At 38.1% G+C, this 22,544-nt stretch carries 19 protein-coding genes and 1 pseudogene; 14 read left to right on the top strand and 6 right to left on the bottom strand.

Translation table 11 applies throughout. The features are described from left to right. The first annotated feature begins 2 nt into the window (after window positions 1–2). From ABIB39_RS19760 to ABIB39_RS19720, 9 genes and pseudogenes are all read left to right on the top strand, one after another. A complete protein-coding gene (locus ABIB39_RS19760) occupies window positions 3–2,366 on the top strand; it encodes a GumC family protein (RefSeq protein WP_354431905.1) in 2,364 nt (787 codons plus the stop codon). 177 nt (window positions 2,367–2,543) lie between these two features. Then, window positions 2,544–3,803, top strand: a complete 1,260-nt coding sequence (locus ABIB39_RS19755; protein ID WP_354431904.1) for an O-antigen ligase family protein — start codon at window positions 2,544–2,546, stop codon at window positions 3,801–3,803. Then, entirely contained in the window at window positions 3,784–5,241 is a 1,458-nt protein-coding gene (locus ABIB39_RS19750; protein WP_354431903.1) for a lipopolysaccharide biosynthesis protein, read from the top strand. The genes ABIB39_RS19755 and ABIB39_RS19750 overlap by 20 nt, the downstream gene beginning before the upstream one ends. A gap of 64 nt (window positions 5,242–5,305) precedes the next feature. Next, window positions 5,306–6,286 carry a glycosyltransferase gene (locus tag ABIB39_RS19745; RefSeq protein ID WP_354431902.1) on the top strand — a complete coding sequence of 327 codons (981 nt, stop codon included), beginning with the start codon at window positions 5,306–5,308 and terminating at the stop codon, window positions 6,284–6,286. A 216-nt stretch (window positions 6,287–6,502) separates the two neighbouring features. Beyond that, window positions 6,503–7,786, top strand: coding sequence for an MBOAT family O-acyltransferase (locus ABIB39_RS19740; protein ID WP_354431901.1), 1,284 nt, complete (start codon window positions 6,503–6,505; stop codon window positions 7,784–7,786). Window positions 7,787–7,788: 2 nt separating this feature from the next. Continuing rightward, window positions 7,789–8,838: an SGNH/GDSL hydrolase family protein gene (locus tag ABIB39_RS19735; protein ID WP_354431900.1), complete on the top strand. Its 1,050-nt coding sequence runs from the start codon at window positions 7,789–7,791 to the stop codon at window positions 8,836–8,838. A 78-nt stretch (window positions 8,839–8,916) separates the two neighbouring features. Continuing rightward, a complete protein-coding gene (locus ABIB39_RS19730) occupies window positions 8,917–9,873 on the top strand; it encodes a glycosyltransferase family 4 protein (protein ID WP_354431899.1) in 957 nt (318 codons plus the stop codon). A 341-nt stretch (window positions 9,874–10,214) separates the two neighbouring features. Next, window positions 10,215–10,373: pseudogene (locus tag ABIB39_RS23310) on the top strand (DapH/DapD/GlmU-related protein); the annotation flags it as partial. Between the two features lie 26 nt (window positions 10,374–10,399). Continuing rightward, window positions 10,400–10,897 carry a serine O-acetyltransferase gene (locus ABIB39_RS19720; RefSeq protein ID WP_354431897.1) on the top strand — a complete coding sequence of 166 codons (498 nt, stop codon included), beginning with the start codon at window positions 10,400–10,402 and terminating at the stop codon, window positions 10,895–10,897. A 24-nt stretch (window positions 10,898–10,921) separates the two neighbouring features. Here ABIB39_RS19720 and ABIB39_RS19715 read toward each other — a convergent pair whose 3' ends face one another. Then, entirely contained in the window at window positions 10,922–11,125 is a 204-nt protein-coding gene (locus ABIB39_RS19715) for a hypothetical protein (protein ID WP_354431896.1), read from the bottom strand. Beyond that, window positions 11,122–12,147: a polysaccharide lyase family 20 protein gene (locus ABIB39_RS19710; protein ID WP_354431895.1), complete on the bottom strand. Its 1,026-nt coding sequence runs from the start codon at window positions 12,145–12,147 to the stop codon at window positions 11,122–11,124. Before ABIB39_RS19710 ends, ABIB39_RS19715 begins: the two co-directional genes overlap by 4 nt. A 419-nt stretch (window positions 12,148–12,566) precedes the next feature. Between ABIB39_RS19710 and ABIB39_RS19705 the strand changes: the two genes are divergently transcribed. Together ABIB39_RS19705 and ABIB39_RS19700 are read left to right on the top strand one after the other, a co-directional pair. Next, window positions 12,567–14,048, top strand: coding sequence for a sensor histidine kinase (locus ABIB39_RS19705; protein ID WP_354431894.1), 1,482 nt, complete (start codon window positions 12,567–12,569; stop codon window positions 14,046–14,048). A 33-nt stretch (window positions 14,049–14,081) separates the two neighbouring features. Next, a complete protein-coding gene (locus tag ABIB39_RS19700; protein WP_354431893.1) occupies window positions 14,082–14,507 on the top strand; it encodes a response regulator in 426 nt (141 codons plus the stop codon). A 51-nt stretch (window positions 14,508–14,558) separates the two neighbouring features. On the opposite strand, the gene ABIB39_RS19695 is transcribed toward ABIB39_RS19700, so the two are convergent. The 4 genes from ABIB39_RS19695 to ABIB39_RS19680 all read right to left on the bottom strand — a co-directional run bounded on the left by ABIB39_RS19695 (window position 14,559) and on the right by ABIB39_RS19680 (window position 18,330). Beyond that, window positions 14,559–15,863: a hypothetical protein gene (locus tag ABIB39_RS19695; RefSeq protein ID WP_354431892.1), complete on the bottom strand. Its 1,305-nt coding sequence runs from the start codon at window positions 15,861–15,863 to the stop codon at window positions 14,559–14,561. A 93-nt stretch (window positions 15,864–15,956) separates the two neighbouring features. Next, entirely contained in the window at window positions 15,957–16,364 is a 408-nt protein-coding gene (locus ABIB39_RS19690; protein ID WP_354431891.1) for a response regulator, read from the bottom strand. Window positions 16,365–16,492: 128 nt separating this feature from the next. Beyond that, window positions 16,493–17,524, bottom strand: a complete 1,032-nt coding sequence (locus ABIB39_RS19685) for a polysaccharide deacetylase family protein (protein WP_354431890.1) — start codon at window positions 17,522–17,524, stop codon at window positions 16,493–16,495. 152 nt (window positions 17,525–17,676) lie between these two features. Then, window positions 17,677–18,330, bottom strand: coding sequence for a class I SAM-dependent methyltransferase (locus ABIB39_RS19680; RefSeq protein WP_354431889.1), 654 nt, complete (start codon window positions 18,328–18,330; stop codon window positions 17,677–17,679). A gap of 538 nt (window positions 18,331–18,868) precedes the next feature. Here ABIB39_RS19680 and ABIB39_RS19675 point away from each other — a divergent pair. The 3 genes from ABIB39_RS19675 to mnmH all read left to right on the top strand — a co-directional run bounded on the left by ABIB39_RS19675 (window position 18,869) and on the right by mnmH (window position 22,467). Beyond that, window positions 18,869–19,081 carry a hypothetical protein gene (locus tag ABIB39_RS19675; protein WP_354431888.1) on the top strand — a complete coding sequence of 71 codons (213 nt, stop codon included), beginning with the start codon at window positions 18,869–18,871 and terminating at the stop codon, window positions 19,079–19,081. Window positions 19,082–19,293: 212 nt separating this feature from the next. After that, on the top strand, window positions 19,294–21,318 hold the full coding sequence (locus tag ABIB39_RS19670; protein ID WP_354431887.1) for a copper-translocating P-type ATPase: 2,025 nt from the start codon (window positions 19,294–19,296) through the stop codon (window positions 21,316–21,318). A 108-nt stretch (window positions 21,319–21,426) separates the two neighbouring features. Further along, the gene (gene mnmH / locus ABIB39_RS19665) at window positions 21,427–22,467 is read left to right on the top strand and encodes a tRNA 2-selenouridine(34) synthase MnmH (protein WP_354431886.1); all 1,041 of its coding nucleotides are present in this window, start codon (window positions 21,427–21,429) and stop codon (window positions 22,465–22,467) included. The last annotated feature ends 77 nt before the right edge of the window (window positions 22,468–22,544 follow it).

The raw sequence follows: 22,544 nt of genomic DNA, 5'->3' as shown, positions 1-22,544 counted from the left end.
CTATGAACACTCGTAAACCGTCAGTTAAAGCCGTTACAATCAGGGAGAAAAACACCCCGATTACCGATTTAAAAAAGACAGTAACAAAATATCTTTATCATTGGCCATTATTTGCAATAGGGTTGGTACTTACATTAACTATCGCATTTATTTACATAAAATTAAGCAGGCCTATTTATGAAATAAGGGCTACACTATTAATTAAAGACGAAAAGAAAACACCTGACCCAAAACCTGCATTACAGGAAATTGATGTTTTAAGTTCATCAAAGATTACTGAGAATGAGATCCAGGTTATAAAATCTAAAGAGATCATTAGTAAAGTTATTCAAGACCTGCAGCTATGGGTAACCTATCAAAAAAAAGATGGTTTGCGTTACAAAGACCTGTATGATGCAAAACCTTTTACATTAGTCGTAATAAAATCAAATGGTAATTATGATGATGAGAAATTAAAAGTTGTTGTAAACAACGGCACTTCGTTTTTATTGACAGAAAATGGCGGAGAGGTCCGCAAGATTCTTTTTAAAGATGTTTTTCAAACAAATCTTGGTACTATAAAATTTCAACCAACTAGGAACGTTGAGCAATATGAGGGAGCTACTATTAAATTGTCTTTTAAAAACCCGGAAGATGTTGCGTTAGACTATCAGGAAGCTATTGGTGCAAACCAAATGAATAAATTAGCTACTACGGTTGACCTTACCCTTAATGATGCTATTCCACAAAGAGGCAAAGATGTACTTAACCGCCTAATTTATAATTATAAACTTGCGGGTGACGAAGAGAAAAACAGGGAGACTAAAAATGCTTTGGACTTTATTGATCAAAGATTAGCATCTATAACCGGCGATTTAACCAGTGCAGAAAAGGGGATTGAAGAGTTTAAAAGCAGCAGGGGCTTAACGGATATTAGTTCTCAATCCCAGATAAGCCTTGAAAACATGCAGGTAAATGATACGCGTTTAAATGATGTGAACGTTCAACTAAGTGTTATTGACGGAATTGAACGGTATGTTAATTCATCTCAAAGCTTTACCAAAGCACCGGCTACTTTAGGGATTACTGATGCAGCTTTGAGCAGCCTGATCGCTAAATTATCTGAATTGCAGTTACAACGCGAGCGGTTGCTGGGTACAACACCGGAAACAAATCCTGATTTTGAACCAATTAACAGGCAAATTGCTTCTACTAAAGATGCGATCAAAGAAAATGTTAAAAGCATAAAATCATCATTGCTTAGCACCCGGAATAAGCTACAATCATTTAACTCGGGTTTCGAGTCGTCAATTAAAAATGTTCCTACCCAAGAGCGCCAATATGTGAGTATAAAAAGGCAGCAAGCTATCAAAGAAAGTTTATATACGTATCTGCTCCAAAAACGTGAGGAAATATCGGTTAGTTACGCGTCTTCACTAAATAATGACCGTATTGTAGATCAAGCTTATTCAGGGCAAGGAAAAGTACCTCAAAAGCCCCTTGCTTTGATGGCTGCATTAATTTTAGGTGTAGCCTTGCCGGCAGGTATGCTTTTCAGAAGGTATAATTCAAAAATCACAGATGTTGACGAAATAAGAGATTCGCTAACTGCACCAGTTATTGGCGAACTGCCCTTTGACTCTTCAGCAAGCCTAATAGCCATTAGTACTGCAGGGCCTACACCACTTAGCGAACAATTCAGGTCGTTGCGTACAAAATTATTCAATTTGAGCCAGCCTGACGAGAAGGCAAAGGTTTACCTGGTAACCTCCAGTCTTCCTGGCGAGGGTAAAAGCTTTGTAAGCTGTAATTTAAGTGCGACAATGGCCTTCTCTGGTAAAAAAACGGTATTGTTGGAAATGGACATGCGCAAGCCAAAATTGGCCAAAACCCTTGGTCTTTCTCAAACGCATGCCGGGATAAGCGACTTTTTAAATAACAAGTCGGCACTTAAAGATATCGTACAGAAATATGGCGTTGAGGGCAACCTGGATTTTATCAGTAGTGGCGAACCTATACAAAATCCTTCTGAGTTGTTGGAGGGAAGCCGCCTGGAAGATCTGATCAACGATTTAAGAAATGCTTATGATAATATTGTTATCGATAGCCCACCCGTTAGGCTGGTATCTGATGGTATGATCCTTTCCCGTTTGAGTGATATCAATTTATATATCATCAGGCAGGGAGTAACCGAAAAAGCAGAAATTGGCTTTATCCAACAACTGATAGATGAAGAACTGGTGCCCGAAATTCAAATTATTTTCAATGGTATTCAGCGAATAAAATACGGTTACGGCTATAACTTTAGTAACACCGATTATTATAATATTAGTAGTAAACAGCAGGGAGCAGGATCTATTTTTGGTAATTTTTCTGAGAGACTTTAGCTCATGACCAAGATGGAATTAACAAATCGCCGAAATAAATTTTAATTTTTAATAGTTAAAATGGATATAAACCATCTACTTGCTATTGCTGCTGTTGTAGTATTTATTATTTTATTGTTTTACAGTAATAACCCAAAGAGGTTTTATATCCTTTATGTGCTATGCCTTTTACCAATAATGGATCTGGCAATTACCACAGTTGAATGGGGCCGGCTAAGGGTTTTCGATTTTGTTTCCTATATATTTTTCGTCGCATTTTTTAGCGACTTTGTTAAAATCAGAAGAGTGTTTCTAATTTATAATATCCTATTTTGTTTGTTCATACTTGTCTTAGTATTTGGGAGTTTGAACTCACCATACATTAAAAATTCGCTCATCGCGCTCTCTGCTGTTTTCCCGGTATTTATTTATGCGAAAGCCTTGTTGACAGAGTGTTTTGCCGATAGGGAATTCCAAAAAAAGGTAGTGCAAACACTGAAAATTGTATGCCTGTTTTCAGTGTTATTTCTTGTCATTCAAATGATCGTTGGGTTAAGGTTTACCTTTTACCCCGTATTAAATAGAAATACCTCAATTGAAGAGGGCGTGATTAGATACCCAAGCTTTTTCCATGATCCGCAGATGTATGGGCAATACTTAGTAATGACAAGTTTCTTGTTTTTTATAAACTATAAGGATGAGACAACTCTTGTAAATATAAATGCAATAGGGCAAAAACTAACGGCCGCTTTTCGCAATAACAAACCGATCGGTTATCCTGACATAAAAAATTACTTCTTTTTCTTGGTCATAATTGTTGCGCTGCTGCAAACAGGGGGCAGATCTGCACTTGTAGCGATTTTTGCCGGTATGATTTTCTTATTTTTTGTTTTTGGTACACATTACAAAATGATTATCGCCTCCATCCTTATTGTTGGAGCCGCTGTTTTTCTTTTTTTCTCAAGTTCTTTAATGATATTGAACCGTGCAGGGCACTTGGACGAAGATTATGCTTTTCGCGAAGCTTTATGGAATGAGGCTCGCGGCATATATTTGAAGCATCCGCTTTTAGGTATTGGAAGCGGCAATTTTAAACCTTACAATGCTAATTATTCTAACAATTACACCATTAATGAGGATAATGAGGTTTTGTTTTTTGGGTACGGACAACCCGAAAGCGGATATTGGATGATACTGACTGAGACCGGGGCACTTGGCTTTATAATAACGTTCTTATTTATACTTAGGCCGGTTTATACAGGGATCAAAAGTTACTTGAGCGGCCATGCAAGCATTATTGTTTTTATACTTACGGCAGGGCTTATAAGCTGGCTAATTACCTTTATTGCCGCTTATTCACTTTTCGATAAAAGGATATTACTGACCCTGATTACATTTATTTGCATTTTAATTTTAGAAAGCAACAATAAACTTACTTATGAAGCTGAAATTCAGTAATATACGACTGATAGGTAAGTCGAGTTTTGTCAACAACAGCTTTTGGGGGTTGTTATCTACCGTCTTTCAGACACTGTTTTTAAGTTTATTTTTTATCATTGTATCCAGGTATTATTCCATACCAGACTTTTCAGACTTTCTTATCGCTAATACCATTTACCAGCTAATAGTAGGATTTTCTTCTATGGGCCTGGGGCATTGGTTCATTCGCGAATATGGTTATAAACTTGAAGATCAATCATCCCTTGCCTATAGGTTTATAAAGATCCAAACCATATTAGGATTTTTATTTTACGTTATAAATATCGGCCTTGCATTTATCATATATCCCAGCGAACAAATAAGGGTACTCGCAATAATTTTGGGTACAAACATCATATTTGATAACATTATATATGCGCTTAAAAGCTTAAATGTAGCCCAGTTTCAGCAAAAGAAAACAGCTATTATAATGGCCGCAGATGGTCTGTTAAGATTAGCAATTGGCTGCATTTTATTTTTTCATCCTCTATCACTTATCTATCTATCCGTGCTTCTGGTAATTATCAGGTTGGCTACGGTCAATGTTTTTATCAGGATAGGATCGGAAGGAAGCATTACTTTTTCAAATCTATGGAAGTTTAAAGTGACCATGCTTGATTTTAAGAAGAATGTGCTTTTAAATTGGAATTTTATCCTTATCGTAGGTTCCTCAATCATATTTTGGCGTAGCGCAACCATAATAATTTCCAAATATCTTAATGCTGCCGATGTAGCAAATTACGAGATCGCTTATAAAATATTTTCTATATTCACTCAGCTGTCCATTGTCGCATCAGTTACCATCTATCCCAAGTTTGTTGGGTTTATTGCAGCTAAAGATGACGAAAACGTAAGGAAATTCTATAACATCGTTTCGTTTGGCTATGCCATTTTTGTAATAAGCACTTACGCGTTTATACAATCATACGCGCAAACTATTATACCATTTGTTTTTGGGCTAAAATTCCTGTTGGCAGCGGGTTGTATGAAGCAAATGTTTTTAACACTCCTGATGTTTCCTGCTGTTTTTTTGCAAGCCAATTTATTGGTTGCAATGAAAAAAGAACGGTTGGATATGCTGCTAAACTTTTTGGTGTTGGTAGTTAACTTAACCGGGTGTTTAATAGGCCTGCATTACAGCCGTTCGTTATCAGTAATAAACTATTCCATTTTTGGATCATTTGTTGTTTTCCATGTTGCACAGAATATTGTGCTGATTAAACTGAAAGTTACTAATCTTAAAAACGCGCTAACCTTTTATGTTTTGGTGGCTTGTTTTGTATTGGCCTATAAGTACTTGTCAGATGGGTTTAATCCAAATGTCGTCTTTATCGGTTTTGTTGTGGTTATCGTTCTTCCGTTGTTATATATATTCTATAAAAAGGTCAGAAATCACTTTGTTCGGAGTCGGATTTGAAGTGCCGTAGTGTTGGATGTTACAGCATTAAATATTTTAAAATTAATACGCATTTAAGAAGGTTATGCCAGTATTGTCAGTAATAGTCCCGGTTTATAATAAGGACAGGTATATCCGCCTTTGCCTGCAATCTATTTTAAACCAAACGTTTACTGATTTCGAGTTGATATTGGTTAACGATGGCTCAACAGATAGCAGCGCTGAAATATGTGAGGATTTTGCCAGGCAGGATAAAAGAGTATCTGTTATTCACCAAATGAATAAAGGCGTATCGGAAGCCAGAAATACAGGTGTACTTCATTCTTCAGGGAAGTACATTGGCTTTGTTGATTGTGATGATACACTCGCTGCTGATATGTATGAAACCCTAATCAACAATGCTTTTAATTATAGTGCGGATATATCGATTTGTGGCGTTAAAAAAGAGATTTTGGGTATTGTTGAATTGTATTACGGTACTAAAACAACAAAAACTTACGATACAGAAGAAGCTTTAGCTGCTTTATTGAAAAAGGAATTTCTTAGAAGCGTGTACGATAAGATCTATGAAGCCGGTATTGCCAAAAAAATTAAATTCGAAGGAGCCATTTATGAGGATATCCTTTATAACTTTTTGGTATTTGGCGAAGCTAAAAGAGTGGTATTTGAAGACGTTATTATGTATAACTACATAATCAGGGATAACTCGGTGAGCATGTCAAAATTTAACGCAAAGTATATGGATACCATTCTTGTATCCAAAAAAATCCTTGAGGGCTGTCGTGATCGGTTCAAAGGATTATTAAACGAAGCCTTAAATTTCGATTTAGTAGCAAACATTTCATTGCTCAATACCATATTGATATCAGGCAAAAACAAGCACCGATCAGAATATAATATTGTAGCCCATAACCTGGGCACATACTTTAACGCTAAACAAAATAGCTGTGTTAGCGCCAAACATAAGTACTCTCTAAACCTGTTTAAATTTAGCCCTGCTTTATATGAACTGTTTATGAAATTGTACTGTAAGATAACTGATGCCGACGTTTCAAAAAAAACATAATTATATTTTAATAAACATTTAATCTCTCTTTATTCGATTTTTAATCTAAGCCCCACAAAATATATGTTGTTTAATTCATTTGTGTTTTTCTTTTTTCTGCTGACGGTTTTACCTATATATTATTTATTAAAAACTAAACGGCACAGAAATCTTTACCTGCTTGGTGTTAGCTATATTTTTTATGGCTACTGGGACTGGCGCTTTTGTTTTTTGCTATTGGCCTCTACTATTATAGATTATATACTTGGCTTAAAGATGGGTGCCGTTACCGAACCTAAAAAGAAAAAGCTATTTCTATATGTAAGTATAATTGTGAATTTAGGGATACTCGGATTTTTTAAGTATTTCAATTTCTTTATCGAAAGCTTTCAACATATTGGATCGCAGTTTGGCTATAATGTTGACTTTCTGCACCTGCACATTATTCTTCCGGTAGGCGTATCCTTTTATACTTTCCAATCTCTATCGTACACATTCGACATTTATAAAGGTAACTTAAAGCCCATACGTGATTTTTGGGATTATGCCCTATTTGTGGCATTTTTCCCGCAGTTAGTAGCTGGGCCAATTGAACGTGCCGTAATACTTATTCCTCAGGTCAGCAGGAAAAACCATGCTACCAAACAGCAATTTTTAGATGGTACGATATTGATTATCTACGGCTTATTTAAAAAGGTACTGATTGGGGATGCATCTGGAAGGTTTGTAGACCAGATCTTCACTCACATGGATAGGTACTCATCCTGGGAAGTGGTTTTTGCCTGGGTACTATTTTCTGTTCAGATCTACGCAGACTTTTCGGGTTATTCTAATATTGCAAGGGGCACGGCCAAGCTGTTTGGTTTTGAGCTAATGAAGAATTTTAATCAGCCGTACCTTTCTACAAATATTACTGAGTTTTGGCGAAGATGGCATATTTCTCTTTCATCCTGGCTTCGCGATTATTTATATATCGCGTTAGGTGGCAACAGAAAAGGAAAGGGGAGAACCTATGTTAATCTTTTCCTTACTATGCTTATAGGGGGCTTGTGGCACGGCGCAAGCTGGACGTTTGTTATATGGGGTGGGTTACATGGAATATATCTGGCTGTACATAAGCTAATGCTGGGTAATAAAAAGATTACTGCAGTTCATCATCCGTTAAATTCTATACGTAATGTCCTGAAGGTTTTGCCTGGCATGGTATTTACTTATTTATTGGTACTCATAGCATGGTTGTTTTTCCGGGCTAAGGGTATGCACGATGTTTATGCGGTAGTAGGGAAGCTTGAAAACTGGACTTGGGGAACTTACCCATGGCGCTTTGCTACAATTTTACTTGGGTTTGCCGGGGTAAGCTTTATTTGCGACTTGTTTGAATACAAAACGCAAAGTCATGTATTCTTAAACAGAATAAAATATCCGCCGCTTATGTATGGTTTGTTATGTGCTATGTTTATTGGTGTAGCATTATTCCTTATCAATTCAAAACCGGCTCCATTTATTTATTTTCAATTCTAACCATGATTAAAACTATCTTACGATCAGGTTTATTTATTGCCGGCCTTATTGCCGGACTAATATTTCTTGAAACTTATTTTCAGCTGATAGAATTTCAGATGCCTTATTTTGAGCTTAGCCCAATACAAGGAAAAAAGATGTTACCGTCAAAAAGGATCGTGTATTTTGGCGAAGGTTTTTATATGGGTACCACAAACCAATACGGGTATCTTGGAACTCCTTATCCGAAGAAAAAAGACCCCAAAAAGATCAGGATAGCGATGATTGGCGATTCATACGTTGAGGGTTTTCAACTTTTTGATAAGTATCATTTTGCCCGGATAGCAGAGCGAAAGCTCAACCTTGGATTGCCATCGCCCAAATATGAAGTTTTAAACTTTGGGGTGGGTAATTACGATTTTAACGATATGATGATAGCTTACATGAATTATGTAAAAGAGTTTAATCCTGATGTTTTAGTGTTCCTGGTTAAATATGATGATTTCATGTCGTCAAATAATTTTGTCCCATCGCCGGTAATTAAACCCTTTAAGGACTCTGTTATTATTGATTATTCCTTTACAAAGAGCAAGATATATAAGGTTTATAAAAAACTTTCATTCGCGTTTGATAACAGCGCCCTTGTGTACGCAGCAAATAACGCCTATAAAATTTCTAAGAGAAAAGATGAGATAGATGGAATTTTGTTTGACAAGTTCTATACGGCATTCAGGAAACCAAGTGCCCCGCCCGAAGGCATGAGTCCCTCTTTTGAAGCTGAAGAACGGTTTATCAGATCGTTTGCCTGGGTAAAAGATAAGCGATGCATTTTTTTATTCAGAAGCGATATACCTAAAGGGCTTACAGAGAAAGCTAACAAAATGAACATTGATGTATATAACGTAGACCAGGCCCTGAAGAAAGAATTTACACCCAAGGGAATTGAATACGATTATTGGGATGTAACCCGCGAACATGGACATTGGAACTATGTAGCGCAGGACTTTGTGGGGGATTATATTTATAAGATCATATTATCAGAACGGCAAAAAATGGAACAATCAAAAAGGTAGCCTTAATCATATAGGGTTATCATGCTTTTTAATTATTCTGCTCACATTAATATTCAACAGACTTAACCTTTTTCACAAATGAGGGTATTATTCATAACAAACATGTATCCTGTTCCGGATTATATTTATTTCGGGATACATGTTAAAGAACAGATAGAGGAAATAGAACGGATATCAGGCATTCAAAAGAAAGTTTATTTTATAAACGGACGTGCCGATAAAACAAATTATTTAAAAAGTATCGCTGCAATCAAAGATCTTGTAAAAAACGGGGAGTTCGACCTTATCCATGTGCATTATGGCCTCTCCGCTTTATTTTTATTGTTCTATACACCGCCTATCCCTGTTATAATGACATTGCACAGCGGTGAGCTGTTTATGAAAAAGGGTTACGTTAATCATATAATGCAAAAAAACATAACATTGGCCGCAGTAAAAAAGGCTGCTAAAGTAATTGTATTGAATGATGATATGATAGCGCTTTTACAAAAGCACAAGGATAAATTGGTAAAGTTACCGTGCGGAACGGATATTGATACTTTTAAAGAAATACCGAACATTCAGAGATCGCCTAAAATAGTAATCGGGTTCCCCGGGAATAAAGATCGAAAAGAAAAGAATTACCCATTATTTAGCGCCATAGTCGAATGTTTGCGTGCTGATTATGAAATAAGGGTAATTGAATTTCATGGGATGACCCGCGAAGAAGTAACTATTAGCTTGAATAAAATCGATCTGTTACTAATGACCTCAACTATAGAAGGTTCTCCACAAATCATTAAAGAAGCCATGGCTTGCAACAAAGCTATCGTTTCAACTGCAGTTGGTGATGTTAAAGACCTGCTTGACCGTGTTGAGAATAGTTATGTAGTAGATTCATTTAACCCTGATGATTTTATCTCAGCTATTAGGCAAATTTTGTCGCTGCCGGCGGAGCAAAGGCGATCAAACGGCAGGGAAAGATTAATTAATATAGGGCTAGATGCTACCAGCGTTGCCAAGTCGGTTTTTAAACTATATCAAAACATTGTATGAAACGTATTTTACTGTTTTTGTATTTTTTTATATTTAAGAACCTGCCCTCAAGCTATTTCCCAATGGGGCATACATTTAATGCTTTAAGGATAGGGATACTTCGCCAATTGGTAACCATAGGTAAGAATAACGTGATACAAAACGGGTTTCGGTTTGGGATGAAAGATGTTTTAACCATTGGGGATAACTGCCAAATCAATGAAGACGTTTACATCCAGTCGGCAATAATTGGCAACTATGTATTGATTGCGCAAAATGTAGCCATACTGGCCGTAACACATAAGTTCGATTCTATAGACATCCCCATCATCAAACAAGGATCAACCAAGAATGAGCCGGTTATCATAGAAGATGACGTTTGGATAGGGAGGAACGTTGTTGTAATGCCGGGTATAAGGCTGGGTAAAGGTTCAATCATAGGTACAGGAGCAGTTGTCACGAAGGATGTTGCGCCTTATGCAATCGTTGGCGGCGTCCCGGCTAAATTAATCAGGTACAGAAATAATAATATAGCAGAGGAATAGTAATGGGTTTTTTAACACAGGATTGGGAAAGAAACAAAGGTTATACAAAAGGCAAACTTATTACCTTTACATACCGGTTGGCAAGTTGCGCAAAGAAAAACAAGCTCTTCAAAATTGCAATGATCCCTTACTTAGGTTTATACAAGTTTTGGGTTGAATGGGTATATGGTATAGAAATACCTTATGCAACAAAAATTGGCAAAGGTCTAATTGTTTATCACGGCGTAGGGCTTATTATAAATAACGCAACAATTATAGGCGAAAATTGCACGCTTAGGCATAACACCACTTTAGGTAACAAGGGCCATGCTATGAAGAATGACTGCCCGGTAATTGGTAATAATGTTAACATCGGTGCCCAGGTTTGTATATTGGGCCAAATTACAATAGGGGATAACGCGGTAATTGGTGCAGGGAGTATCGTAACTAAAGACGTTCCCGCGTACGCTGTAGTTGCAGGCAACCCTGCAAAGGTTCTGAAATATTTAATACCGGAATAGCTTAAGAACATACCGACAGGTCGCTTATTTACTTAATGAGACCGTATCCGATATTGTTGTATCTGCATTTGCAGTTATAACAAGCAGATATGCTGTCGCAATTTCGGTAGAGGGAATTTCGGGTGTACTAACTATAGGATCAGGCTTTGCCATAACATTCCCCGCAACCTCTTTTTTACAGGAAAGTAACCCTGTACATAATATGAACAACAATAATTTTATCTTCATTTTGCTTTGAATATCAATGTGTATTTTTTGTCTTTTACCAAGCTTACCGTTGAAGCCGTTGTGGTTGGTATATAGTTTTTACCGTTATTTACTGAGATGTAAAGTACAAATTTGGAGAGTTGAGTGACATTGCCGGCAGCGACAAATGTAGCTGAGTAGGTACCATCCTTATTTTTGACAACTTTTAAACTGTTCGAAACAATAGGTAGTACAGTTGCAGCTGCACCCGGGAATACATCATTATAGGTAGCCAGGTTGTTACCAACCCTTACCTCATCAATATAGTATGACCTTTCCTTTGACGTAGATAGGGTTTTAGGGTTGCTCCATTCCCATTTGTATATCCCCACCTTTAAATAGGGGTATAAAACATCATTGTATCCAATTGGTTTGTTCAAACGTTCTAATATCAATTTTCCGTTTTTCCAGATCTGCAGGGTTCCGGATTTATAACCCCATTTAATATGAAATACCCAGTCGTTCCATTTGTTATGCTCTATAGGCCCTAAATCAACGTATTCAACCTTGGTATTTAAAACCGTATTTATTTTATCTGCGGCCCATCTTATTGCTACCCTGTACCTATTCAGGCGTAGTTCCAAGCCTAATGGCGGACTTCTCCAGGCTTCCCCTATAGCAAGATCGGGCTTTCCCTGCCATTGGTTTATAATCTCCGGTGCAACATCACTTTCATATTTTGTCGGAAAAAAATTAGAGAAACCGTACCACGATTCCCCCGTAGCTTGAGGTGCCATCCCCAATTCCGCCCTCGGGCCATTTAAAATGTCTTTTCCACGGATCAAATCGACCTTCAAACAGCCTTTTCCGGCCCTAACTATATCGGTTGCGATTATCGCCGACCAGGGCTTTGTTATACTTCTTTCATACCATTTAGTTATGGATGCGGGAGAATCAAATGTCGATTCAAAAATGAGATGTTTTCGTTGCGCTGATGCAGTGTTAAAGCCAAAGACCAAAGCTAACGACATTATAATTTCGAGTTGAAATCCTATCTTTTTCATGGCATAACGTATATAACACAAACAGCCGTGTTTGCATTTTATTACTTTGTTATACGGTTTTACCCCGGATTAAGTTGCGTACAGAATGTGTTGCAAGATTCAGAGAAGGGCATCATATTATTAAAATCCTTATGAATACGATGAGGATGGTAAGCAAATAATTGTACAACTTTGAGCTATAGTGATGGTTTTGAACGGCTTACACTAACAGATAATAATATGTTATTCAAACATTAAAAAGATATAGATGTTAATTTCTGAGTTCACGTAAAGAAATGTTTTTGTTACTTACTACAAATGATTGAATAAACTTGTTTATTTTTAGCTATGTATAAACTGTAGTTATAAATGTCTTTAAATCAGTTTAAATGCATGCGGAGATCAAGGCAAATACCCTTGGGAATTAAAGGTGGAGAAATATGAGTTTATTTGAAAGTTATCTGTTTACGGATGACACACCTAATCTCGCCGAAATAATTAATAGCACTAACGGAGGGGTCTGGGAGATTGACCTTTACACCAGAAATGTTATATGGTCGGTTGGCTTTTATAAAGTTTTAGGCTATGAACCCGGCGAGATAGAATGCTCGTATCAATATTTTGTTGATCACCTGATCTATTATGAAGATAAAGGCATTTTCTTAGAGTCGCTAAACCATACCGGCTTAGGTTCGCTAAGGGTATACGATGTACGCTTACTTACCAAAATTGGTTACCAATGGTATCAAAGTGCTATCCAAAAATACACCGATGGTAAGTTGGTTGGTACCCTTATCAATATTCATCAGTTTAAAATTTCGCAACTGCAGCTTGCTACCGATAATATTTTTGTAACCGACACCAACAAACTGATTAAACTTGGGCGATGGGAGATAGTTGTAGCTACAAACAAACTGGTAACAAGTAAAGAGGCACTTGATATTTTTGAATTACAGCAAAGCATCTACAGCCTAAATGAGTTATATAACCTTTTCCTCCCACAGTATAAGAGCCTGGTTGCAGATGCTGTCCAGATCTGCGTTACAATAGGGCGGCCTTTTGATCTTGACGTGCAACTCAAGACAGGAAAAAATAGAATAGTATGGGTTAAGATGAAGGCCGTTGCGGAAATTGATAAGTATGGAAAATGCTTTTTGGTTAAGGGGGTGGTGCAGGATATCAGCCTTAGCAAGCAATATGAAACTGAATTAAAATCATCACTAACTTATGTTAACGAACAGAACAAGCGGTTAGAAAACTTCGCGCACATTGTATCACATAATTTACGCTCTTATGTTGGCAATTTGCAAATTATGGTAAACCTGCACAAGGAAAGTAATAATGCAGAGGAGCGCCTTGAAGTGTTTTCTCATATTGAAACAATTAGCGCGACCCTGGGTACGATGATCGAACACTTAAATGAGATCGTCCAGGTCGATTCTGAAAAGAATAATAACAAAACGGTTATTTTTTTTGAACTTCTTTTCAGAAGCATTGTCAATGCGCTTCAATCTAATATTCAATCGGCTGATGCAATAGTCCAATACGATTTTTCCCAATGCCCGGCTGTGAAATACCTACCTGCATATCTTGAAAGCATTTTCCATAATTTGCTTAGTAATGCTATAAAATACCGCCATCCCGATCGCAGGCCCATCATAAAATGTGAGAGCAGGATCGAGAATAATGATATACACATTACTTTTGAGGATAACGGGATGGGTATAGATTTGGAAAAATATGGAAGCAAGATTTTTGGGATGTATGAGACCTTCCACAGAAAATCAGATTCGCAAGGGATTGGGTTATATATCACCCGTAACCAGATAGAGGCGCTTGGGGGGACGATAAATGTTGAAAGCATCGTAAATGTGGGTACCAAATTTATTATAAAACTTGCATCTAGCCGAGATTTATTGTAACCCTATGGCTCCCATATTCGTAAAAGCCTTAACATGGGTAACGCTTTGCAAACAGTTTGGATAGTTGATGACGATGAAATCTACAAATACGGGTTTCGTAAGTTTGTGGCTATGAAACAATTATGCGGAAATGTTGTGGATTTTAACAACGGCCGTGATGCGGTTGATTTTTTAGCTGACCCTCGTAATAACGAGTCGTTACCTGACGTAATTTTCCTTGATATAGATATGCCCCAAATGAACGGGTGGGATTTTATAAAGGCATTTGAATACGTTAAGATCCACCTAAGCAGAAAGATATCCATATTTATGGTAACCTCTTCTTTATCATACAAAGATATCGTGAGGGTCAAAAACCATTCGGACATCACAGAATACATTATTAAACCAGTAAACTCCCAGCAATTTTCCCTGGTTTTTAGCGATGTATTAAACAGCCAAACTCCCGCGCATTATTAACAAGCTTTTCTGATTCTTTACTTTTGTTATAACGGCAATTTTTCGTTGCAGCTACTGTATAGCTAAAGCCCCTTGACGATAATATGCCCCTACAGCTTTTCGCAAATACCCGCCATCATCATCTGCTGCTTCGCCGGCACCTGTAATGCCATCTCTTTTACTATCCAGGTAACTTGTACAATTGTTTAGCCCATTACCAAACAGAAACGCTATTACGCCCGCTTCTCCATAAGCTTTTATATTTCCCATATTACCATTTGAAAGCACCGGCTGCAAAAAGTATTCTGCTTTGTTATCCTTATAATGGCCGCTTTTGTTGTTACAAGTTGCAGTGGCGGTGTTGCCAACCGGGATTTGCCACAATATTATTTTTTGACCTGTTTGCTGGTTTAATTTTTTCAGGAAACGTTGAAAACGGTCAAAATCGTTTATGTCATTATTAGCTGGGAACTGGGTAGTAGACCACCATGCTGTGTTAAGCTTATTATTAACAAACTGGTCATAGCCGCTATCACAATCAGAAAATTCAGAGAAGATAAGGTCAAATGGTGCCTGTAAAGATTCGTAATAGTTGGCCGTTTCGGTAGCCATTTGTTCTGGGTTGGGTTTGTTTAAAATTAAACCTAAGCCTGCAGCCCATTGTGAGGCATGCCATGCTAATAATACATTTGGTGCATACTTATCGCGCATGCTGACTATAGTTTGCGCCAGGCCTTTTAAATCGTTTGTAAATGGCTTTGCATCCGGGTAATCGCTTTGGCTTACTTTTATGACGCTTTTTATTGGGTCTTTTTTATAAAATTGCATATAGCCGAATAGATCGGGCTCGTAATGGATAATTACAGTTTTGCCGAATTTATTGCAGATTTGTAACAGCAATTTCCAGTCAGCAAGATATTTATTCATCACTTCACTATCATTTAAATTGGCGAAAGCTGGATCTTGGTAACGGTTTTTGGCGGGAACAATGTTGTAGTAAGTAAAAACCGGAATCTTACCCATGTTATCGGTTTTCTCCAAAAACTTTTTGGCAAATTCGCCGGTAGGGGAGTTCCAGGAAGCCCAGCCGCCTGTAAATATATCGTCAGCTAAATATTGATACTGATAGTCACTTTCTTTTATGTAATTAGCACTTTGCGTATAGTCTCCGTTTGTACCAAAAGCAACCCGTTTTGGCAGCGCCACAAGTGCTTTCGGCCAGGTATTAGATGGTGACTCGTTTCCGGTAGGTTTTCCATTACCGGTGTTAGAGCTGCCAGTTTCCGTACTTATCGCAGGACTTTCAGGGGCCTGTAAATCACTTTTCTTGCAACTATAGAGCAGGACAATCAATACCAAAAATACAAGTCGACGCATATACGCTGAATAATTACAATAGCAGCGTTTACGTCAATGTGGTGGTATTAGTTACATTGATGCTATTTTAAAAAAAGAATGAGGACGCAAATCCTAACTGGCAATACGGTTTAAATAGCTAGCATATAACGAATCCAGTAGGTCTCTTTTTACTGGTTTTGTGATAAAATCATGCACAAACGGATACTTTTTGGCCCTTGCTATGTCTTCTGGATTAACAGATGAAGAAACTATATAAATCCGTACCGATTTTTTTAGCGATTGTTGCAATTTTTCAAACTGTTCCAGGAAATCCCAGCCGCTAAAATCGGGCATATGGAGGTCAAGAAAAATAATATCTGGGATCTCGGTTGTGTGGATTTTTTCTTTACTCAACAGATCGATTATAACCCTTCCGTCCGAAGCGTGGTCGGCATTGTGGAACAATTCGTAACGGTCAAACATTTTTTGCATAATCAGATGTTCTATCTGATTATCATCAATCATCACTAATCTTCGCATATCAAAAGATGTGTTTGAAAGTAAATACTTGTCAATAATCGCACCATAAGTATTATCAGACACAGAAACGTTATAATGCTTTAGATGTTAGTTTTAGAGATTGTTTAAGATGACTTAAACTCGAAAGATTAAAATTCAATTACAATATTATCATTGCCGGGTAGGGCATTAAACACTATTTTGTTTTTGTCTGCAACAAAATTAATTGCCTTTCCTTTTTGGCTAACAGATCTTATTTTTCGACTGTTAATATTTAAATTAATGGTTAAAGGCTGGTCAAAGTTTTGCCCGTTGCTCAATGTGTCTGTAAGGGCTAATCTCCAGGTTTTACTTGTGCGGCTTGTTGCTGTTAATTTGGCGCTATTACGTTCTTTATGATATTGTAGCACATTTCTAAAAGGTGCTATCCAAACATCAGCTTTACGTTGCTCCAGTTGGGCTAAATGTTTTTTAAACGTAGCTTCCGGAGTAATTATCCACCCATCAGCAATACCATGGTAGGTTGGGCAAAACCAACCGCCATCGGCAATGGTCTGATCAATATATTTACCAAAGTTATTCATGCTGCCCAAATCGGCTATCATAACACTGTTCACTTTGTAATAATCATCGTTGGTTTTTGCAAAATCATACTTGTTATAAGCGTATGGCTTGTTTTGCGTGGCCCTTGCTCCAATATAAAATTTAGTGATGGTTTGCCTTATTTGTTGATCCTTTTCGGTATTGCCGCCGCCTTCGCCAAACGGATATGCAAGGGTAATAACTTTTTGCGATGTTAAGCTGGTATTTATCAACTTGTTTGATACTATACTTTCTATAGCAATACTGTCAAGCGGCATGTTTTTAAAATGCGGATGAGTGATGCAATGGTTTCCTATTTCATTACCGGCCAACACCGCTTTGTTTATCACATCCCAGTTCTTTACCTGATTATTAACGGTGTTTACAGTGACGAAGAAGGTGGATTTGAACCCATATTGCATAAGCAACGGCAACGCTATATAATATTGGCCATGCAAGCCATCATCAAACGTAAGTGTTACCGCTGCTTTTTTATTATTGAGCCACGGCGCAATAGTGTAATCAAGTTTGTTAGCTTTTTGGGCAAAACAACCAATACTACTTAAACCTAATGATATAAAGCACACTAAAAATCTCATCGTCAATAAATTATATATAATAACTACCAGCTGAGTTGTTGCTTGAATAAAATGCCATTATCGGAAGAACGGTTTAAACTTTTAGTTATTAAAGAACTACCTAACCGGAATAATCAGGTAGTTTTAATAATAATATTTTTTGTCTCTTCGGCTTAGCGATACATCGTGATGGACTTTACCAAGCCGGCAAATTTCTCCCTGTAAACATGTCCATCAGGAAAGAGGGCCTTCATTTCGCTCTCTTTAAGTAAGCTAACTTCATTTACAACATCAATTGCTTTTTCCTTTGGTAATTTGCCAATATGGCCCAGTTTAAAGTTAGTGGTAAGAAAAACTTTTAAACCTTTCGGCAAAAACTGAAACATCGGAAATAACCAATGGGGTTCGATAGGGAAGTAATAATTTGGTGTTTGCACATGATAACTTTTACCAACCCTTCTTATTTCATCAGCCATTTTCTGCTGATTTTCTTTTGTGTACAAATGCTCTATTACAGAGTTTGAAAAAACCATGTCAAATTCACCGTCAGCGTAGCGGCTAAGGTCGGTTGCATCGCCCACAACACTGGTTATATTGTTATAACTTGCCGGGTTTTCAAATAAATTATATAAGGTAATATGGATCTTCGCAGGGTCTAAATAATTCATCCTTTCCCAATAAATCTCCATTCCTCCCACATCTAAAATGCGTATTGGTTTGTCAGTTTTTATTTTTTCTAAATGTTCAACAAAAAATTTAAATCTCTTTTCTCTGAATTTCTGATTAAGCGAAAATTTGTTACCGGGGTCAAGATATTTGTTAGCCATATTTGGTAGTAAACTTAATTAAATATTTTTAAAAAGCAGAATTTTATGCACTAAACAGCACACTGATATACATCGATCGCAACAAATTTTAATATAATTAAACACCGCCAGGTAGAGCCGAAATATATTTTTCGTTAGCAACTATGCTGAACAGTATGGATCAACGACATACGATTTTTGAATGGCACAAAAAGTCGCGCCTGGATACTTAGATTGTGTAAATTTAAAATACATTAGTTCAAATTTCACGGCCCAAAGAAAATGTGTGCATTGTAAACAAACTTCAATGCCAAAACCGTTGTAACTCGATTTTGCGGCAAACTGTCTAATATTGGAGAAACGATAGTCTGTGAAATTGACTATTGTAATAGAGTAAGTCCTTAATGAGTGTATAGAATCCCTATTTTAGCCCCCCTACAAAATACAATGTTTGATAAAGGATTTTTGTGATAGTTAACACATACTTCCACTAAAAAAATGATCTAAAAAACTGCATCTTCTATAATTGATGGTACTAACGCGCACAACCTTCGTTGCAATGAGCGCGTTTGCACAAAAAGCAAACGATACGACCGGAATTTTTTTTATTAATGCCAGTGGTGGGATACATAACCACGCGGGAACTAAACTTGGCTATATTGATAAGAACAGTATGGTTAGGGATAATACCGGTAAGGAATTGTATCTTATCGACAATACGGAAACTTTATCGGTGCTGGCGGCGAAAATCAGGTATGGTCAAAAAGAATAGATCATATTATATATATGGCGAAAACGTTTTGATTACGAAGATATTGACAAGGAGAACTGCGCCATTTTAGATCCGCAGTGGCATAATTTTGGAACCCACGTACAAAAACTTTAAGCTTCATGCTTGAGCCGCACATTGCTATTGGTTAATGAAGGCAAAAGAAAAAGCGGCGAATAAAGCATAATTATAATTACCAATTTAAATCAAGACCTATGGATATGAGCAAAATGCCGGAAGGTATCGATCACAGTAAAATGCATAAAGGGCATGATGCCCACATGGGCATGTCGGAGTATGACCACCATGCCATGATGATCGCTGATTTTAAAAAGCGGTTTTATGTGGTGCTGATATTGACCATTCCTATTATGTTGTTATCTACCATGATACAGCACTTTATGGGGATAAACTGGGAATTTACAGGCTCTTCCTATATCTTGTTTGTTTTATCCTCTATCGTATTTGTTTATGGTGGCTGGCCTTTTCTAACCGGTTCGGTTACTGAAATAAAAACCAAAAGTCCAGGCATGATGTTCCTCGTCGGCTTTGCCATTACCGTTGCCTACAGCTATAGCGTTGCTATCGTATTCGGTTTGAAAGGGATGGATTTCTTTTGGGAACTGGCCACCCTTATTCTGATCATGCTGTTGGGCCACTGGATAGAAATGAGGTCCGTAATGGGCGCATCAAAGGAACTGGAGTTATTGGTTCAACTCATGCCAGCCGAAGCACACATGGTTATGCCGGATATGGTGCATGACGTAAAAACAGACAGCCTGAAAGAAAAGGATATCATCCTCATAAAGCCTGGTGAAAAAGTGGCAGCCGACGGGATCATACTGGAAGGAGAAAGTTACCTGAACGAATCGATGCTGACCGGTGAATCTAAGCCGGTATTAAAAGTAAAGGGGGATAAGGTAATCGCCGGTTCTATCAACGGCAATGGCTCCTTTAAAGTAACGGTTTCCCATGCAGCTAAAGATTCCTATTTGTCCCAGGTGGTCAAACTGGTAGATGATGCGCAAAAATCTAAATCTCAGACACAGTTATTGGCAGATACTGCAGCCAAATGGCTAACCGTAATTGCGTTGGTTACAGGCATCGGTACATTTCTATACTGGTACTTAACAGGGCAGACTTTGGCATTCGCGATGGAAAGAATGGTAACGGTGATCGTTATTTGCTGTCCTCATGCTTTGGGGTTAGCGGTACCGCTTGTCGTAGCCAAATCAACCGCTTTGTCTGCAAAACACGGCCTTTTGATCAAAAATAGAACTGCTTTTGAAAATGCAAGGAAAATTACCACGATTGTATTTGATAAAACGGGGACGCTCACCGTTGGGAAGTTTGAAATATCGAAAGTGGTATTGTTGGATAAAGATATTAAGGAGAACGAGTTGATCCGCCTGGCATCGGCTTTAGAACAAAAGTCAGAGCATCCCATTGCCACAGGAATCCTGCAAAAAGTTAAAGACCTGAAACTAACGATCCCACAGGCCGAAAACTTTAAGGCGATTACTGGGCAGGGTGTTGAAGCCACTGTAGAGGGCAAAAAACTTTTGGTTGTCAGTCCCGGTTATTTAAAGGATAATGACATTACGCTCCCGGATGGTTTTAGTGCTAATGAAACCGAAACAGTGGTGTTTGTATTGATCGATCAAAAACTGACAGGCTATATAGCCTTATCAGATGAGATCCGTCCCGAATCAGCGGAAGCTATCAAAATATTGAAAGAAGAGAACATCAAGTCTATCCTTCTTACTGGTGACAACAAAAAAGTAGCTGCCAGCGTAAGTAAAACATTAGGTATGGATAGCTTCATTGCCGAGGTATTGCCGCATCAAAAATTAGAAAAGATCAAAGAACTACAAAGTAAAGGCGAGTTTGTAGCGATGACCGGGGACGGTGTTAACGATGCGCCTGCGCTGGCACAGGCAGATATCGGTATAGCTGTAGGGTCGGGAAGCGATATTGCGGCGGAAACGGCTGGGATTGTTCTGGTTAACAGTAACCCCAAAGATATTGTTAGCCTGGTATTGTTCGGTAAAGCAACTTACCGTAAAATGATACAGAACCTGATCTGGGCAACAGGTTATAATGTAATTGCATTACCATTGGCTGCCGGTGTGCTCTATAACCATGGTATTGTGTTAAGTCCGGCCGTAGGTGCCGTGTTAATGACTGTCAGCACCGTGGTTGTTGCTATCAATGCCAGTTTATTAAAAGTAAGGGCTTAATTATTATTAGTAAGAAAGAGATAGTGTTTGCGCAGTGGTTAAACATATTTTAGCACGAATGCCTGTAAATCAGCGGGGAATTAAATACAACTGTATATTTGCACCACGATGGTAAAGCCAATATTGATCAACGATTTTCTGCAGGTGCAGGTTGACATCCCTCTTATTGATGTACGAACATCTGCGGAATTTGAGCATGGCCATATCGCGGATGCGTTTAGCCTGCCACTTTTCAGTAATGAAGAGCGGGTTAAAGTAGGTACAACTTACAAGCAGGTTGGCCGTGAAGAGGCTATCCTTTTAGGGTTCGACCTCACAGGCCCTAAGTGGTCAGGCTTTATTAAGCAAGCTTTATTAATTGCGCCGAATAAAAAGATAGCAGTTCACTGCTGGCGCGGCGGTATGAGGAGTGGGGCCATGGCCTGGGCGCTTGATCTCTATGGCTTCGAAGTTTACGTTATACAGGGCGGTTATAAAAAATATCGTGGCTGGGTGCACCAGCAGTTTGAAAAACAATACCAGCTTCAAATTCTTGGCGGCATGACCGGTTCAGGTAAAACCCGGCTATTACATCAACTTCAGCGCATGGGCGAGCAGGTGATTGACCTGGAAGATCTGGCACAGCACCAGGGTTCATCTTATGGAAGCATGAATAAAATGCTGCAGCCGACACAGGAGCAATTTGAAAATAACCTGGCCAATCAGCTCAGAAAGTTGGACAATCAAAAAAAGATTTGGGTGGAAGATGAAAGCCTGACCATAGGTAAACGTTCGATACCTAATTCCTTCTGGCATCAAATGCGGGATGCGCCAATGATTAATATCACTGTTGACTTTGAACAACGGGTTGACGCATTGGCAGCTGAATATGGTTGTTTATCCAAAGAGTTTCTAATAGAATCTACCGAGCGCATCCGTAAACGGCTCGGTCCGGAGCAAACCAAGTACGCTATAGAAGCTATCATGGAAGGCCGCATGAAAGACTTTGTAAAGATCGTTCTGGTTTACTATGACAAAACCTACCGAACCGGTTTAAGCAAACGAAATAAAGCGCGGGTATTTTCATTGGAACTAAAAGACGCCAACATTGCAAAACATGTTCATCACGTTTTAAATTTTACTCCTAATATACTTGATACTAATGGATAATCAAACCATAAGACTGACTCAATACTCGCACGGTGCAGGTTGCGGCTGTAAAATTAGCCCCGCAATCCTTGATAATA

It is taken from the genome of Mucilaginibacter sp. UYP27, from assembly GCF_040547175.1.
Classification (GTDB): Bacteria; Bacteroidota; Bacteroidia; order Sphingobacteriales; family Sphingobacteriaceae; genus Mucilaginibacter.
The sequence above is the reverse complement of the archived record's forward strand: the minus strand, read 5'-3'. Positions and strand labels throughout refer to the sequence as shown.